The sequence below is a fragment of the Salsuginibacillus kocurii DSM 18087 genome, assembly GCF_000377705.1.
Taxonomy (GTDB): Bacteria; Bacillota; Bacilli; order Bacillales; family Marinococcaceae; genus Salsuginibacillus; species Salsuginibacillus kocurii.
Genome location: NZ_KB898631.1, coordinates 38,161 through 53,599 on the forward strand (window position 1 = coordinate 38,161; position 15,439 = coordinate 53,599).

Annotated in this window: 13 protein-coding genes, 2 pseudogenes and 1 riboswitch; of the genes and pseudogenes, 9 read left to right on the forward strand and 6 right to left on the reverse strand. The window is 43.5% G+C overall.

The genetic code is table 11. From position 1 onward, the window contains the following. Positions 1-254: 254 nt before the first annotated feature. Together thiC and D469_RS21765 are read right to left on the reverse strand one after the other, a co-directional pair. Positions 255-2,039 carry a phosphomethylpyrimidine synthase ThiC gene (thiC, locus tag D469_RS0115510; RefSeq protein ID WP_018924310.1) on the reverse strand — a complete coding sequence of 595 codons (1,785 nt, stop codon included), beginning with the start codon at positions 2,037-2,039 and terminating at the stop codon, positions 255-257. A 138-nt stretch (positions 2,040-2,177) separates the two neighbouring features. Beyond that, positions 2,178-2,292, reverse strand: a riboswitch (TPP riboswitch). A gap of 145 nt (positions 2,293-2,437) precedes the next feature. Further along, positions 2,438-2,551, reverse strand: a pseudogene (locus D469_RS21765) (SDR family oxidoreductase); the annotation flags it as partial. Positions 2,552-2,992: 441 nt separating this feature from the next. Here D469_RS21765 and D469_RS0115515 point away from each other — a divergent pair. Further along, the gene (locus D469_RS0115515) at positions 2,993-3,487 is read left to right on the forward strand and encodes a YgaP family membrane protein (RefSeq protein WP_018924311.1); all 495 of its coding nucleotides are present in this window, start codon (positions 2,993-2,995) and stop codon (positions 3,485-3,487) included. A 205-nt stretch (positions 3,488-3,692) separates the two neighbouring features. On the opposite strand, the pseudogene D469_RS22795 reads toward D469_RS0115515, so the two are convergent. Continuing rightward, positions 3,693-4,034 (reverse strand): annotated as a pseudogene (locus D469_RS22795) (methyl-accepting chemotaxis protein); the annotation flags it as partial. Positions 4,035-4,732: 698 nt separating this feature from the next. On the opposite strand from D469_RS22795, the gene D469_RS0115525 reads away from it, so the two are divergent. Continuing rightward, positions 4,733-5,491, forward strand: a complete 759-nt coding sequence (locus D469_RS0115525; protein ID WP_018924313.1) for an SDR family NAD(P)-dependent oxidoreductase — start codon at positions 4,733-4,735, stop codon at positions 5,489-5,491. A gap of 226 nt (positions 5,492-5,717) precedes the next feature. Here the strand turns inward: D469_RS0115525 and D469_RS0115530 are convergent, their stop codons facing one another. The 3 genes from D469_RS0115530 to D469_RS0115540 form a co-directional block, all read right to left on the reverse strand. Continuing rightward, positions 5,718-6,374 (reverse strand): permease prefix domain 1-containing protein, encoded by a 657-nt coding sequence (locus tag D469_RS0115530; RefSeq protein WP_018924314.1) that lies wholly within the window; start codon positions 6,372-6,374, stop codon positions 5,718-5,720. Beyond that, positions 6,367-6,714 carry a PadR family transcriptional regulator gene (locus D469_RS0115535; protein ID WP_018924315.1) on the reverse strand — a complete coding sequence of 116 codons (348 nt, stop codon included), beginning with the start codon at positions 6,712-6,714 and terminating at the stop codon, positions 6,367-6,369. Before D469_RS0115535 ends, D469_RS0115530 begins: the two co-directional genes overlap by 8 nt. Positions 6,715-6,860: 146 nt before the next feature. Continuing rightward, complete coding sequence (locus D469_RS0115540; protein WP_018924316.1) at positions 6,861-7,115, reverse strand: protein kinase family protein; 255 nt, start codon at positions 7,113-7,115, stop codon at positions 6,861-6,863. A 318-nt stretch (positions 7,116-7,433) separates the two neighbouring features. On the opposite strand from D469_RS0115540, the gene hisC reads away from it, so the two are divergent. The 7 genes from hisC (at position 7,434) to D469_RS0115575 (ending at position 15,432) form a co-directional block, all read left to right on the forward strand. Further along, complete coding sequence (gene hisC / locus D469_RS0115545) at positions 7,434-8,534, forward strand: histidinol-phosphate transaminase (protein WP_018924317.1); 1,101 nt, start codon at positions 7,434-7,436, stop codon at positions 8,532-8,534. A 116-nt stretch (positions 8,535-8,650) separates the two neighbouring features. Next, complete coding sequence (nhaC, locus tag D469_RS0115550) at positions 8,651-10,096, forward strand: Na+/H+ antiporter NhaC (RefSeq protein ID WP_018924318.1); 1,446 nt, start codon at positions 8,651-8,653, stop codon at positions 10,094-10,096. A gap of 27 nt (positions 10,097-10,123) precedes the next feature. Then, positions 10,124-10,630 (forward strand): GNAT family N-acetyltransferase, encoded by a 507-nt coding sequence (locus D469_RS20555; protein WP_018924319.1) that lies wholly within the window; start codon positions 10,124-10,126, stop codon positions 10,628-10,630. A 60-nt stretch (positions 10,631-10,690) separates the two neighbouring features. Beyond that, positions 10,691-11,758 carry a pyruvate dehydrogenase (acetyl-transferring) E1 component subunit alpha gene (gene pdhA, locus D469_RS0115560; protein ID WP_018924320.1) on the forward strand — a complete coding sequence of 356 codons (1,068 nt, stop codon included), beginning with the start codon at positions 10,691-10,693 and terminating at the stop codon, positions 11,756-11,758. After that, complete coding sequence (locus D469_RS0115565) at positions 11,758-12,756, forward strand: alpha-ketoacid dehydrogenase subunit beta (protein WP_018924321.1); 999 nt, start codon at positions 11,758-11,760, stop codon at positions 12,754-12,756. The genes pdhA and D469_RS0115565 overlap by 1 nt, the downstream gene beginning before the upstream one ends. A gap of 24 nt (positions 12,757-12,780) precedes the next feature. Further along, entirely contained in the window at positions 12,781-14,019 is a 1,239-nt protein-coding gene (locus tag D469_RS0115570; protein ID WP_018924322.1) for a 2-oxo acid dehydrogenase subunit E2, read from the forward strand. Then, positions 14,020-15,432: a dihydrolipoyl dehydrogenase family protein gene (locus D469_RS0115575; protein WP_018924323.1), complete on the forward strand. Its 1,413-nt coding sequence runs from the start codon at positions 14,020-14,022 to the stop codon at positions 15,430-15,432. Positions 15,433-15,439: the final 7 nt, after the last annotated feature.

Consider the following 15,439-nt stretch of genomic DNA (forward strand, 5'->3'; position numbering starts at 1 on the left):
CGTATTGCCTATTATATAGGAAGGAAGGGACAAATTTCACCATATGAAGACGTTAATTCCATAAAGAGCACTTGGCAAAGCCAAGCTTACGGCGTAGGCTGAGTCTTAGTTGCACGTATACCGATTCCTGCAACTATTTATACATTCTTATGGAGTAAAAAAACGCTCCATCCTGGATAGCTTTTATGCTGCCCAGGAATGGAGCGTCTTTAGGTCAAAAGTAAGCACCGCGCATCGACCAGTCTTATTCGGCCTTATTGATACAACTTGCTGCCAGAGTGCTTAAACTCTTGGGCTTTTTCTTTCATACCTGCTTCGATTGCTTCTTGCGTCTCTAGATTATGTTCTTCTGCATACTTCCGGATATCGTGTGAAATGCGCATGCTGCAGAATTTAGGGCCGCACATCGAACAAAAGTGAGACGTTTTAGCTCCTTCTGCAGGAAGTGTCTCATCATGGTAAGCCAACGCACGATCCGGGTCTAACGAAAGATTGAATTGATCTTTCCACCTAAATTCAAAACGCGCTTTTGATAAGGCATCATCTCGTTTATGGGCGCCAGGGTGGCCCTTGGCCAAATCAGCTGCATGAGCTGCTATTTTATACGTAATTACTCCTTCACGTACATCATCTCGATTAGGTAAACCTAAATGCTCTTTAGGCGTCACATAACAAAGCATGGCCGTGCCGTACCAGCCGATCATTGCGGCGCCGATCGCGGAAGTAATGTGATCGTATCCCGGCGCAATATCAGTCGTTAGTGGTCCTAACGTATAGAATGGAGCTTCCGCACACACTTCCAATTGTTTATCCATATTTTCTTTGATTAAATGCATCGGCACATGCCCCGGCCCCTCAACCATCACTTGAACGTCGTGCTGCCAAGCTATTTTAGTGAGTTCTCCCATCGTATCTAGCTCCGCAAACTGTGCTTCATCGTTTGCATCAGCGATGGAACCGGGACGAAGGCCGTCTCCCAACGAAAACGCAATGTCATATGTTTTCATGATTTCGCATATCTCTTCGAAGTGTGTATATAAAAAGTTCTCTTCATGATGATACAAACACCACTGTGCCATAATCGAACCTCCCCGGGAGACAATCCCAGTTAAACGGTTTGCCGTTAATGGGACATAGCGCAAGAGAACACCTGCGTGAATGGTAAAATAATCAACCCCCTGCTCCGCCTGTTCAATCAACGTATCGCGGAAAACGTCCCAGCTCAATTCTTCTGCAACTCCGTTCACTTTTTCAAGTGCTTGATAAATGGGAACAGTGCCAATTGGAACGGGAGAATTTCGAATTAACCACTCACGTGTCGTATGAATATCTTTACCCGTGGATAAATCCATAATCGTATCAGCACCCCAGCGTGTTGCCCAGGTCATCTTTTCGACCTCTTCTTCAATGGAAGAAGTCACAGCAGAGTTGCCGATATTTCCATTTATCTTCACGTGAAAGTTGCGGCCAATAATCATCGGTTCACTCTCCGGATGATTGATGTTTGAAGGAATGATGGCTCTTCCTTTGGCTACTTCATCCCTTACATATTCCGGTTCCATGTTTTCTCGTAACGCAATAAATTCCATTTCGGGTGTAATGATTCCCTGCTTTGCATAATGGAGCTGAGTTACATTCTCCCCTGGTTTTGCCCGGAGCGGTTTACGCTTCAAGTTAGAAAAAACATGTCGATTCGCACGTGGATCATTTTCATCCTTAAATCCATTATCCTGAGGCTTGATGGCACGTCCTTCATACACTTCTACATTTTCCCGGTCTTGGATCCAATTACTTCGTAAGGCTTCTAACCCTTTGGTAATATCGATCTCATAATCTGGGTCAGTATACGGCCCGCTCGTATCATAAACGCGAACTGGCGGGTTCTCTTCTTCTCCAAGCTCCCCCGACGTTGCGTGGAGTGCAATCTCTCGCATTGGAACTTGAATGTCTTTCCTAGAGCCTTCCACGTAAACTTTCTTACTCCCTGTGAAATTGGACATGATCGAAATGTTCTTCTCATCTAACGATAATTCGGACATAAAAAAATCTCTCCTTCACAACAGTGTTTGTTTAAAGGACGAGATCTGGAACCAGTATTAACGAATGATTTGAACGAACATTAAAAAGCCGGGCCATTACAATTTGGACCCGGCTTTGGATTGGAGTTATCGTTACAAATCAAACGCTTTTAACTTCCCTACGCTGGTATGAACCAGATCAGGTCCGAAGGGTCAAGAAACTTCACAGCGTTTCTTTCTCAGCCCAACTCGTTGGACTCCCCTAGTTACTTCTATTAAGTTTGACTTCAGTGTACATGAGACTTTTTGAAAATAAAAGGGAAAATTTAGAATTTAGCTAAAATATACTTTTTACTTGTTGTAAGCAGGTAGTTGAGAACCCCCCCATGCTTTGTCCAAGCGTCATTTCCTCAGCAAGATCAAGAAGAAGTTACTTGGCCGCCATTCACATGCACAATTTGACCGGTCACAAAACGTGAGTCTTCCGAAGCTAGGTACACATAAGCCGGGGCAATTGCAAAGGGCTGGCCTTGTTAGCCTGTCGACTCTTCTGGCAATTCGATATTGATTGAAAGACTAACCTTCTATACGATGAGGGGAAAGGTACTCCTCAGACAAGTCGCAGCTAGTTTATCCGTGACTCTATTTTCTTAAATAATGAATCAATTTCATCATTTAAAATAAGATATGAACATCCGAATAATGAAGGTGACCTTCACTTCAGACGGACGCTTTCCCGAGGGCTTGTCTTCAGCTAACTTTTTCTCGGTAAAACTCGAAAAAGTGGATCTTCAGACTGCGCTTTCTCCTCTGGGAGTCGCCGTCTTACGTTTCAGTCACTTTTGAAATTCCGTATACAAAATAAAAAAACAAATAGATCGTAATCGTTATATTGCTCATAAAACGTCATGATGAAATTGATTCTAATGTTCTATAAATCTATGAAAGTAAAATTAGAAAGAAAGGGTGGTAACGTGCAAGAAGAACGAAGGTTTACCAAGCCTCTGCTCACAAAAGTACTGGCTCCAGCCATCGGAGTTGTTGTTCTTGTCTTCATGGCTCAGACTGGCCTCCCATTTTGGGTTATTGCTTTAATCGGTTTAATGATCCTATTTACCTTGCTTGCGAATTTCCGCTCGAAACTTCACTGTTTTGAAGAGTCCTTTTTTCATCAAAAAACATTTACCGGACAGGAAATTAACTATGAGGAGATAGCTTCTGTGGAAACAAAGAGGCGTGTTAAAAGACAAGGAAAAAATAATAGTAGAAGAGTTACTTACAGCTTTCATTTTAAAAATATACACAACGATGAGCTCGCGAAGGTCGAGGCCACACAATTTGGTCGTAAAGAAACCTCAGAATTTCTGCAGCTCGTAGCTGAGAAAAATCCTGAGGTTCAGTTTGATGAAACCGCTGAAGAGTTCAAAAACACTGCTAAACTGCCATGGCGACATGCGTTGTTTGGCTAGCTTAACCGTCAAACGCAGCAGGGCGCAGGATCAGTTAACGTGCCCTTTCATGTAGCGAACAGTTTTTCTTCCGCTTGGGCTTCAAAAAGTATGGAGCTAGCCCTTATCTGGGTCAGCTCCATTTTTATTTAGCCGGTATTGGTATTCTTTTTCACTACCACGTTCAAACTCCTAAGTTAAAGGTGGAAGTCTTCTGCGTTAGACCTTACTCATAGCTCACTAATTGCTCAATAAACTGTTTCATTTCTTCGGTGGTAGCGTTAAGCTTTTCTATATCTTCCATAAACTCAGTTACAAGCTTTACTTCTTGCTGCGAGGAGGAGTTAATATCGCTGAAATCCCCCTGCATTCTTTCAATAGATTCCTTAATGTTGGTAAGGGAGCTTTCTATATTGACTGTAGCTTCCTTTGTATCGTGAGAAAGTTTGCGTACTTCATCTGCAACCACGCCAAACCCTGCTCCTTGGGCACCAACCCGGGCCGCTTCGATTGCTGCATTCAATCCCAAAAGGTTAGTTTGTTCAGAAATTCCTCTGATCACACTCGTTACATCTGTAACTTTTGCCGAATCCTCTACAGCAGTTTCAGCATTGGCCGAAATTTGCTCGCTCGCTGCAGATAATTCTTCGGAATGAGCTGCAATATGCTGAATTTTGTCAGTTAGTTCATTGGAAATGTATTGCATCGCTTCTGTCATTTTTTCAAGCCTCTCCTGATTTCTGCGGCTGACAGCTACATTCATTCCAGCAACTAAGGTTCCCTTTTCATCTTTTACTGGCAGCGATATCGATTCAAACGGAACCCCAAATTCTTCTTCTGGCACTTTTACAATAACAGTTTCCTCCGGGTCGACCATCTGAAAGTTTTGGTATTTGGGAGGCAGTGGATCTCCTTTTTTATGCTTAAAGTCCAATTCTTTGCTTGGACTGTAAAATACATATTGTTGATCATCAAATATAGTGATCATAACCTCTTCACGCATAATCTTTTTAATATACGGTACTGCCGCAATTAAGGCATCAACTATAGTCATGTACAAACTCCTATCCGCTACCTGGGTTGTAACTTTCCCTAAGCTTTTTGACATATTGTAACATGGTATATGCATCCAAACTAATAGGTCTTTCTAAACAAATATGGCCATCATAAGACTTTTTTCGAGAATTTAAGCTAAAGATCTGAGAAAATGAACTAATTCTAAAGTTTCACACCTAAAAAAGTAGTAAGGAAAGGGTTGGAAGTTCTATGACGACATTAAATGAAAACGTTGGAATTATTACCGGGGGAGGCAGCGGCATTGGCCGGCAAGTAGCGCTTACTCTAGCTAAAAAAGGCGCCGCTGTAACAATTGCAGACATTTCAGAAGAGGGTGGACAGGAAACTGTTAACCTCATTGAAAAAGCCGGTGGGCGTGCCCTTTTTGTAAAAACAGACGTAAGCAAACTCGAAGACATTAAGCACTATGTACAAAAAACCAAAGAAACCTTTGGAAAAATTGATATGTTTTTTAATAACGCAGGCATCGAAGGACAAGTGGTACCCCTGGGTGATTACCCTGAAGATGTCTTTGAAAAAGTGGTGGATATCAATTTAAAAGGAAGCTTCTACGGCTTAAAGTACGTCATTCAAGCAATGCTCGAAAATGGCGGAGGAGCAGTTGTTAACACTGCTTCGAATGCTGGTCTTGTTGGTTCGCCCGGTGTAAGCGCCTATTCAGGAACCAAGCATGCAGTCGTCGGACTGACCAAAACAGCGGCAGCCGAATACGCCGGCCAAAACATCCAAATCAACGCTATTGCTCCAGGCCCGACAGCCACTGATATGATGGAGCGCTTTACCCAAGGCTCCGAGGAAGCCCATACGCAAGTAAAAGCCGGCATCCCAGCAGGTCGTTACGGTACCCCGGCAGAAGTAGCTAATCTGGTCGTCTTTCTTTTAAGCGGAGAAGCTCCGATTATAAACGGCGCTGTCTATCCGATCGACGGCGGACATACTGCTATTTAACCACCCATATACGTATGATATTTCTATCAATAGAGCCGTGCAACAACCCCTACTTTATGTAGTTAAACCTCCGTTTCAACTTAATTTGAGCATGGGGAGCCCCTATCCCCATGCCTTTAAAGTAAACTTGGCAAAGCCAAACCTACGGCGCAGGCTGAGCCTTAGTTGCACCTATACCGTTTCCTTTGATTGACATTCTTACGGTGCAAGCAAAGAGCCTTTGCGCTTATACTTTTTTTCTGCGATCAACGCCCGTGAAAAGGCTCCACAGCAGCAAGCCAATACCCATCAGTAAAAAAACCATAGAAGATGCGACGGCAACATATGCCTCATTTGTGGCAAAACCGGACGTAGCCCCTGCGAAAAAACCAAATAAAATTAAACCAATAGAGACAGCAAATAGTGTGGCGCGTGCTTTTCCCATTCCGTATTTTTTCTTAGTCTCTCTTGTGGCAATCGCATAGACAATCAGCACACCCCCAGGAACAACAAAAATGGAAGTACTGACCACACTTTGCGGCGGCAACCCCATGAAATACAGCATGAGCGTATTTAGTACTCCAAATAAAATGAGCATAACACCTATTATAATTCCCCCTGTTGAGATTCGATTCGACATGGACGAATAAACAGACTGCTTTGCACTTTCCTGTCCAGCTTGACGCATATCCTCCACCAGCCCGCTCAAGTCTCCCATCGACACCACAGCTTCTTTAAATGCCTCCTCTTCATTCATCCCACGCGACGTATAATCTCTCACCTTCTCTTTCATATTTGTTGTAAGCTCTTCTTTCAATTCAATTAACTGCTGGCTTTTGCCGACATCTGCAAACAGCTTCTCAATATATTGCTCTACTTTTCTATCAATATAATTGCTAGTCATCTTCAATCTCCCCCTGTATCAAATGATCTAAAACATTTTTCGCAAATAACCATTCTCTCTTGTTTTGTTCATACAGCTCACGCCCTTCAGCAGTGATTCGGTAATATTTCCGCCTGCCTCCTTGCGTTTCGTCTCCCCAATAAGAAGCAATATACCCCTCTTTCTCCAGTCGCCTGAAGGCTGTATATAATGTCGCCTCTTTAAGCTCATACTGGTGATTACTTAATTCAATGATCGTTTTATAAATCTCATAACCATAGCTATCCCCGTGCCTGAGAACGTTCAGAATAATAGTCACGGTATTACCGCGGATCAGATCTTTCGATATCGTTCCACTCATAGTCACTCACCTCTTTATATAATGTATGAAATAATACTATTTGTGTCAAAGTAATTTTTCAGGAAAAGTATTATATAGTTTCTTGCCAATAAAAATAGAAGCCTCCTCTTGTGTATGAGGAAGCTTCACATCAATTACCTATACGCTTATTGAACGCCAAGTGTCGATTTAGCCATTTCTTCATATTCGTCTAAGCCGGATTTTAAGGCAAATTCAGCAATATCAAGCGGATACGTCTCTGCCAATTCGATGACGTGGGCCACCATATTCGCCCAAACATATCCCTCTGTTTCTCCGTAGTACATGATCAATTTTTCCAGATCTTCTTTGCCAAAGGTTAAGTATTGCGGAACGAAACCACGGGCCAGATCGGTGACGCTGGCTTCTGTCCAGTCAATCACTCCCGGCAGAACTTCGCTACTCTATTTACAATACTAATTTCCTCTACACTAGAAATGTTTTTCATATATAACTCTTAAATAATTTGTAGAATTATTATTGGAATTCAATCCCCCTTCCTCACCACGCCCTTATTTAACAAGGCTTCACTTAAAAGGTTTAATAACATACCATTCTCACATTCAACATCCTTTACTCTTTTAAAACATTTAAGCTTTAAATGAGGTGCTTGCCGGATGAACATCCGATGTATAACATTACATGCAGAATATGTATTTAACGAATTTTTAAACTATTAAAACAAAGGAGGGCCCGGTTCAATGGTTCAAACAAGAAAACAAATGAACTCCATTGCAATGTACTCCCCCGGCAAACCCGTCGAAGAATTAAAGCGCGAACTTGGGTTAGACAAAGTCATTAAAATGGCGTCGAATGAAAACCCCTATGGTTTCTCGCCCTTGGCTGAAAAAGCAATGATGAAGGAAATGAAAAACGTACATTACTATCCAGAGATCACCTCTCCCGTTTTAACCGAAAAATTAAGCAAGCATTTAAACACTTCTGCACACAATTTCATTATTGGCAACGGCTCAGATGAGATTATTCGAATGATTACAAGAACATATTTAAATCCTGGTGAAGAGGCGGTAATGGCCAGTGTCACTTTCCCACGTTATAAAACAAATGTACTCATAGAAGGCGGAACTCCTGTGGAAGTACCCATGCGTGATGGAACCCATGATGCAGAGGCCATAAGTGAGGCGGTAACTCCAAATACAAAAATCATTTTTATGTGCAATCCAAACAATCCAACGGGCACAATCCTTGGGAAAAACGAACTACTTCAACTGATTCAAAGTATTCCTCCTGATGTCTTAGTCGTACTAGATGAAGCTTACTATGAATATGTGCATACCGATGATTACTTACAATCACTTGACTATTTAGAAGACTTCCCTAACCTGATGATCCTAAGAACATTTTCCAAAGTATATGGATTAGCCTCAGCCCGGGTTGGCTACGGTATTGCTCACCCTTCTATCATTCAAGAGCTTCTCAAAGGAAAAGAACCCTTTAATGTAAATCGGCTGGCTCACGCCGGAGCTCTGGCAGCTTTAGATGATAAGGAGTTTATGGATCTCACTCTTGAAAAAAATGAAAGCGGCCGTCTTTATTTAGAATCCCAATTCACAAGATTAGGGCTCACCTATTTCCCTACCCATACAAACTTTATTATGGTTGATCTTGCAACTGAAGCAGAAGCAATTTACCAGCACTTACTTGTAAAAGGAATTATTGTACGTCCAGGCCACATGATGGGATATCCAACTATGCTACGTGTAACAATCGGAAAGCCAGAAGAAAACGAACAATTTATCACAGCTTTAGAACAAGTACTGCATGAGCAAGTTACGACATAATAACTCCTTTTTAACCAAAAAATCATATATTTTCTGGTATATGATTTTGAAGAAAAATGTAAGCACTTACACCCAAGGCCACCCTCTCAAAAATTATTTCAGAAGGAAGGGTTTAAATGGAAAATAACCGAGCCACGTTATCTGGTTCCTTGATTGTTTTAGTCCTGATTATCGCTATTTTAGGGATTAGTATTCTCTACTTCGGTGTTGCTCCTCATATCCCAATTGTACTTGCTGCCATCATTGTCTCATTTTACGGCTTAAAGCTTAAATATACTTGGAAAGAGCTTGAAGAATCGATGATTAAAGGAATCTCATACGGAATTCCAGCTATTTTAATTTTAAGTCTTATCGGGGTACTGATCGGCGTTTGGGTCTTAAACAGTACAGTTCCTACCATTACCTTATACGGACTACACGTGCTTTCACCTACGTTCTTCTTGGCTTCTGCAGTTCTTATTACAGCAGTAGTGGCTATCATGACAGGAAGCTCCTTGAGTGCAATGGGGACAATTGGGGTCTCGCTCATGGGCGTCGCCCTTGGCATGGGAATCTCGCCAGAAATGACGGCAGGAGCCATTGTTAGTGGCGCTATATTTGGTGATAAATTGTCACCTTTATCTGATACCACGAACTTAACGGCTGCGACCGCTAAGGTAGATGTGTTTGAACATATCCGCCATATGTTATGGACCACCATTCCTGCTTTGATTATAGCGCTTCTCATTTTTAGTGGAATAGGGCTGTTTATTAATCAGGGAGGCGCTGATACAGCACAGGTCGAGGAAATGATAAGCACGCTACAAGCAGAATTTATGATTAGTCCAATTACACTCTTATCACCTCTTGTCATCATTGGTCTTGCAGTGAAACGGGTTAAGCCGCTTCCCTCATTAACAATGGGGTTAATTGTAGCTGTGTTAACTACTTTCTATACAAACCCCGGCGTGAACTTAGGCGATATTATGACAGCTGCTCATTTTGGGTATGAGGCGCAAACAGGTGTAGAGAGTATAGATAGTCTTCTATCACTTGGTGGCCTAGAAAGCATGCTCTTTGGTGTCTCCCTTATTATAGTTGCCCTCGGCTTTGGCGGTGTCTTCCAAGGAGTGGGAATTGCCCATACCCTCATTGACAGTATCAAAGGCTTACTTCGTAAAAAAGGGAATGTAATCAGTTCTACCGTCGTTTCTTGTTTCGGGGTTAACTTTGTCATTGGCGAACAGTATCTTTCTATTATTTTGCCTGGTCAAATGCTGGAAGATTCGTACCGAAAAGCCAACCTGCACCCTAAAAACTTATCGCGAACACTAGAGGATGCAGGTTCGATCTTACACCCACTCATCCCATGGGGCATTATTGGTGCCTTTGTAATGACAACATTTGATGTGGGTATGGGTTATATATTATTTGCTTTCTTGTGTTTAGTTACGCCGCTTATCACCCTATTTTACGCCTATACCGGCTTGACACTTACGCCGCTGGACGATGAACCAGATGCGACAGTTCAAGTAGATGACGATGACCCTGGTGAAGGTCACTCTCCATCTAAAGCTTTATAAATCTATACATGCAAGGGGGAAACTACCATGAACCGCCGATATGCTACCGACGCAGATGCTTCTACGATTGCCCAGTTTCACATTGAAGGCTGGCAGAGAACTTACCACAATATTTTCCCCTCTCACGTCTTAGAGAACCTCGATGTAGAAGAACGCACTGCTCAATGGCAAGAAATAGTAAAGGATCCACGTACAATTACTGAACTTTTAACCACAGAGAAAGGAAGGATTGCGGGGCTGATTAGTGCCGGCCCCGTACGTGATCCTTTTATCCTAAGCTACGACAGCGAATTGTATGCCATTTACCTCGCCCCTCAAGTTCAACACAAGGGACTGGGGAAAAAGCTGTTCATTTCTATGGCAGACCAGTTGAAAAACCAAGGCTTTGCCTCAATGGTCGTCTGGTTGGCCCGGGAAAACCCGGCCCGTTCATTCTATGAATCTTTTTCACCGGTTACAGTCACAGAAAAAGTAAATCAATACGGCGTCGAAGATATAGCCTTTGGTTACCAGCTTTCAGAAATCTCAAGCTGAACTGACGAGTTCTTACTAAATGGCAAAGAAAAAAGTTTCTACACAAGAAGAGGTGACGAAATGTTAACAGAATTTCCGCTGCAGCAAGTACTAAATGAAGAAGGTCACGTAAAAGAAGAAGATACTATGCAAACTATCACCATCGATCAAATTAAATCCTTTTATTATTACATGCTGCGCGCTCGTTTATTAGATAAAAAGTGTGTAAATTTACAACGCCAAGGACGCATTGGCACATACGTGCAATATGAAGGTCAGGAAGCTGCCCAAGTTGGCAGTGCCCTCGCCCTAGAAAAAGGGGATTGGATGCTGCCTACGTATCGTGATCACGCAGCCACTCTTACATTTGGGCAGACGATGCGAAATTTGCTATTAAACTGGCGCGGCCGCTTAGAAGGAGGGGTCCCTCCAGAAGGTCTTAATATCTTCCCTCCTGCTGTTCCAATTGCCTCCCAATTGCCACACGCAACAGGAGTAGCTTGGGCGGAAAAGAAAAAAGGAAGTGACCGTGTATCGCTCGTGTATTTTGGGGATGGTGCTACTTCAGAAGGCGATTTTCATGAAGGACTTAATTTCGCCAGCGTGTTTCAAACCCCGACCATCTTCTTCAACCAGAACAACGGATATGCCATCAGTGTACCAATGGAAAAACAAATGAATTCAAAAACGATTGCTCAAAAAGGACTGGGCTATGACATCGAATCCGCTCGCATTGATGGAAATGATATTGTCGCCGTTTATTTGGCAGTAAAAGAAGCTGTTAAGCGGGCTAGGAATGGGGAAGGTCCAACATTACTTGAAGCTGTCACCTGGCGGTATGGTGCTCATACTACGGCAGATGACCCCTCTAAATACCGTGATCAAGCTGAAAGCGAAACGAGGAGAAAGACAGCCGATCCTCTTCTTCGTCTCGAGCGTTATTTAAAGAACGAAGGCAAGTGGGATGAAGCTTGGCATGCAGCAATTGAAGAAGAAATTCAAGAAGAAATCGATACCGCGCTTATCGAAATGGAAAATTACCCAGAAGCTGAACTCAGTCAGATGTTCGACCATGTGTATGATATTCCGACTTGGCCTCTCCAAGAGCAAATCAATGAGCATTTAGCGACGAAAGGGAGGAACGCGTAATGACAACCTCAGTACAAACAAAAACGATGACGATGGTCCAAAGCATAAATGATGCAATGCGTACCATGCTTGCCGAAGATGAGCGTACGCTCATCTTAGGGGAAGACGTAGGGGTTAATGGCGGTGTTTTTAGAGCAACGGAAGGCCTTTACGAGGAATTTGGAGCAGAGCGGATAATTGATACCCCTCTTGCCGAATCGGGAATTATGGGGACTTCAATCGGCTTAGCAGCAAATGGGTTCCGCCCCGTAGCAGAAATGCAATTCTTAGGGTTTATTTATCCTGCTTTTAATCAAATTATGACCCATGCAACTCGAATTCGTCAGCGTACAATGGGACGCTACACTTCGCCGATTGTCATTCGCGCTCCTTATGGGGCAGGTGTTCGCGCACCAGAAATTCACTCAGATAGTGTCGAAGGGCTTTTCACGCAAATGCCTGGAATTAAAGTGGTTGTGCCGTCCACCGCTTATGATGCTAAAGGGCTTTTAATCTCAAGCATGGAAGACCCTGACCCTGTTTTATTTTTAGAGCCGATGCGCTGTTACCGTTCATCCCGGATGGAAGTCCCGGAAGAAAAGTACACCATTAAATTAGGCAAGGCCGCCGTCCTAAAGGAAGGAGAAGACATCTCCATTTTCACCTGGGGGGCCATGACCATTGAAACAATGAAAGCTGTCGAACAAATTGAAAACGAACAAAACATTTCCTGCGAAGTGATCGACCTGCGCACGTTATATCCACTGGACAAAGAGATCATTTCTCAATCTGTGCAAAAAACAAGCAGAGCTCTTATCGTTCATGAGGCTCCGGGCACAGGCGGGGTCAGCAGTGAAGTTCTTTCAGTGATTAACGATACTTCTTTCTTGTATCTTCGTTCTCCAGTTGAGCGGGTCTCCGGTTTTGATACACCGGTGCCGGTTTATTCATTAGAGCAGGAATACCTGCCCAGCCCGGAAAAAATTAAACACGCCATTCAACGAAGCATTACATTTTAATGAGAGAAAGGAGGCTCAATTCACATGATTGAAGTAAAACTTCACGATATTGGCGAAGGAATGCATGAAGCGGAAATTCTTCATTTCTTTGTCAAACCGGGTGATACTATTAAAAACGACGAACCCTTAGTGGAAGTTCAGACTGATAAAATGAATGCAGAATTGCCAGCGCCAAGTGCAGGAATTATTAAAGAAATCAACGCAGAAATTGGAGACGTGGTGGAAGTAGGCGAAACGATCCTCTCCATTGACAACGGTTCGGAACAGGGAAGAACGCACAAAGAGAAAGAACAAGCAGGTGTGGCTGCTTCAGCAGCTACAATAGAAGCTGACTCTCCTCCTGCCATGACGCAAATGGTCACTCCTCCTCGCAAAAATCGAGTGCTTGCTGCGCCTTTTACGCGAAAAATTGCGAGAGACCACCAGGTAGACATTGAAGAAATTGAAGGGAGTGGTCCGGCTGGCCGGGTCGTAGACCAGGATGTCTATGACTATATCGACCAGCAACTTAACCAGCCGAGCACTTCCACGCAAACACCAGCAAACCAAGTTTCAGAGCCTGCAACCAGCGCAGCAGAACGTTCACCTGCCGAACCAGCTGGAACGACTGCGGTTGAACCTCAGTCAGCCGGCGGCTCCTTTTCACTTCTTTCTCACTTTAGTTATTTTACCGAAGCGGATGTTACTCCTTTATTAGCCTTAAAAGAAAAGCTCCACGAGGAACATGGCCTCGAACTATCCGTGCAATCTTTTTTTATCAAAGCCTTGCAAATTACAAGCAACCGCTATCCGGCTCTACAAAGCAAACAGCATAGCAGTGGGGAAGAAAATGCCTCCTGTCAGCCTGTTACGGTCGGGTTAATGACAGAAGTCGGGGATAACATCAAGCTTCCTGTACTTAAAGAAGTCCAGAATATGAGTATCTCTATGATCAATCGCAAGCTCGAGGCTGCATCAAATCAAGCAAAAACAGAAGAAGTTGAGGAAAGCAAGCACATCACTTTTGCTATTAACAACGTAGATCCTGAGCATTCTCCAGCCTCCCCTGCCCTATTAGGCTATGCAAAGGGAAAGGTTATATCTTTTCATCCCATTAAAGAAAAACCAGCTGTCCATCAAGGAGAAATTAAAATTCGCCGTTTGATGGATATCACCTTAACATTTGACCAGCGCCAAACAAGCGGATCAGAGGCTAGTACTGCAGTTAATTATTTTGTTCAATTAATCGAAGATCCTAATTTACTTTTAGTGGAGCTGATGTAGATGGTGGTTGGAGACTTTGCACATGAAAAAGACATCTTAGTGATCGGTGGAGGGCCCGGCGGCTACCATGCCGCCATCCGGGCTGCGCAGCTCGGGAAAGAGGTCGCTCTCATTGAACGAAAACGGATCGGAGGAACGTGCTTAAACGAAAGCTGCATACCTTCTAAGTTATTTGCAAACGCCGGAGCCACTCTCCAGTCAGCTCACAAATTTGAAACGTTTGGCATCACCGGCAGCTCTTCTTTGTCCCTGGACCTGTCAAAGCTCCAACACCAAAAAAGTGAGCTCATCCATGCCCTTACTCAAGGAGTAGAAGCTTTACTAAAAAAACATAAAATCGAACGGGTACAAGGGAGCGCTTCTTTTATCTCTGATTCAGAGATAGGTGTTGAAGAACAAGAGCGGTTCGAGAAATATAAATTTGAAAAAGCGATTATAGCAACAGGTGCTGTGTATCAACCAGATACGAATCTCCCGTCAGGAGAAGCCAGAGTGTTAACCGGAGCCGACCCTTACGAGTTGGAAGAGCTGCCAGAGCACCTCGTATTATATGGCTCAGATTATATCACCTTGGAAATCGCTGCTTCTTTTTCAAAGTTTGGAACAAAGGTTACGCTCATTCTTGATGAGGAGAAAGAGAGCTTCCCTTTTGACCAAACACTGAACCGAGAACTTATGAGATTACTTAAAAAACAGCAGATCAACGTGTATAAAAAGACTAAATTACTTCACGCCCTCCCCAAAGATGACATGGTAGAAATCAGCCTCGTCTCTCCTAAGGGGGAAACAACTTTGGAAGCGTCACACTTTTATGCTATGGCTCAGCCCCAACCAAATACAAAGTCCCTGCGCCTTGAAGCTGCAAGTATTGAAACAACCTCTGCCGGCTTTATACCGATTACAACAACAACACAAACTAACAACCCCCGTATCTATGCTGTTGGCGATGTGACGGCCTCCGGAGGCCTAGCCGTAGAAGCCATTAAACAAGGAAAAGTAGCTGGCGAACACGCCGCAGGTGAAAATAGTGAATGGGATCCTGACATTTGTCCTGTCATCGCTCACACGGTGAAACCTCTTGCCAGTGTAGGCTTAACCGAAGAAGAAGCCTTACATGAAGGATATGAGGTCTCCACGAACCAATTCCCGCTTGCGTCTAACGGATATGCTGGAATAACCGCTGACAAAGACGGAATGGTAAAGGTAATCAGCGAAAAAGAAACCGACGTTCTGCTGGGTTACCACGCGATTGGGACCGGTTCTGTTGAATTAATCAGCACAGCCATTCAAGCCCTGGAAATGGGCGGACGGATCGAGGATATGATCTATCCATATTACCCGCACCCTAGCATTAATGAAGCTTGGCTCGAAGCCACCGAAGGTTTACTTGGCAAAGCCGTTCACGGCATGTAAACAGTAC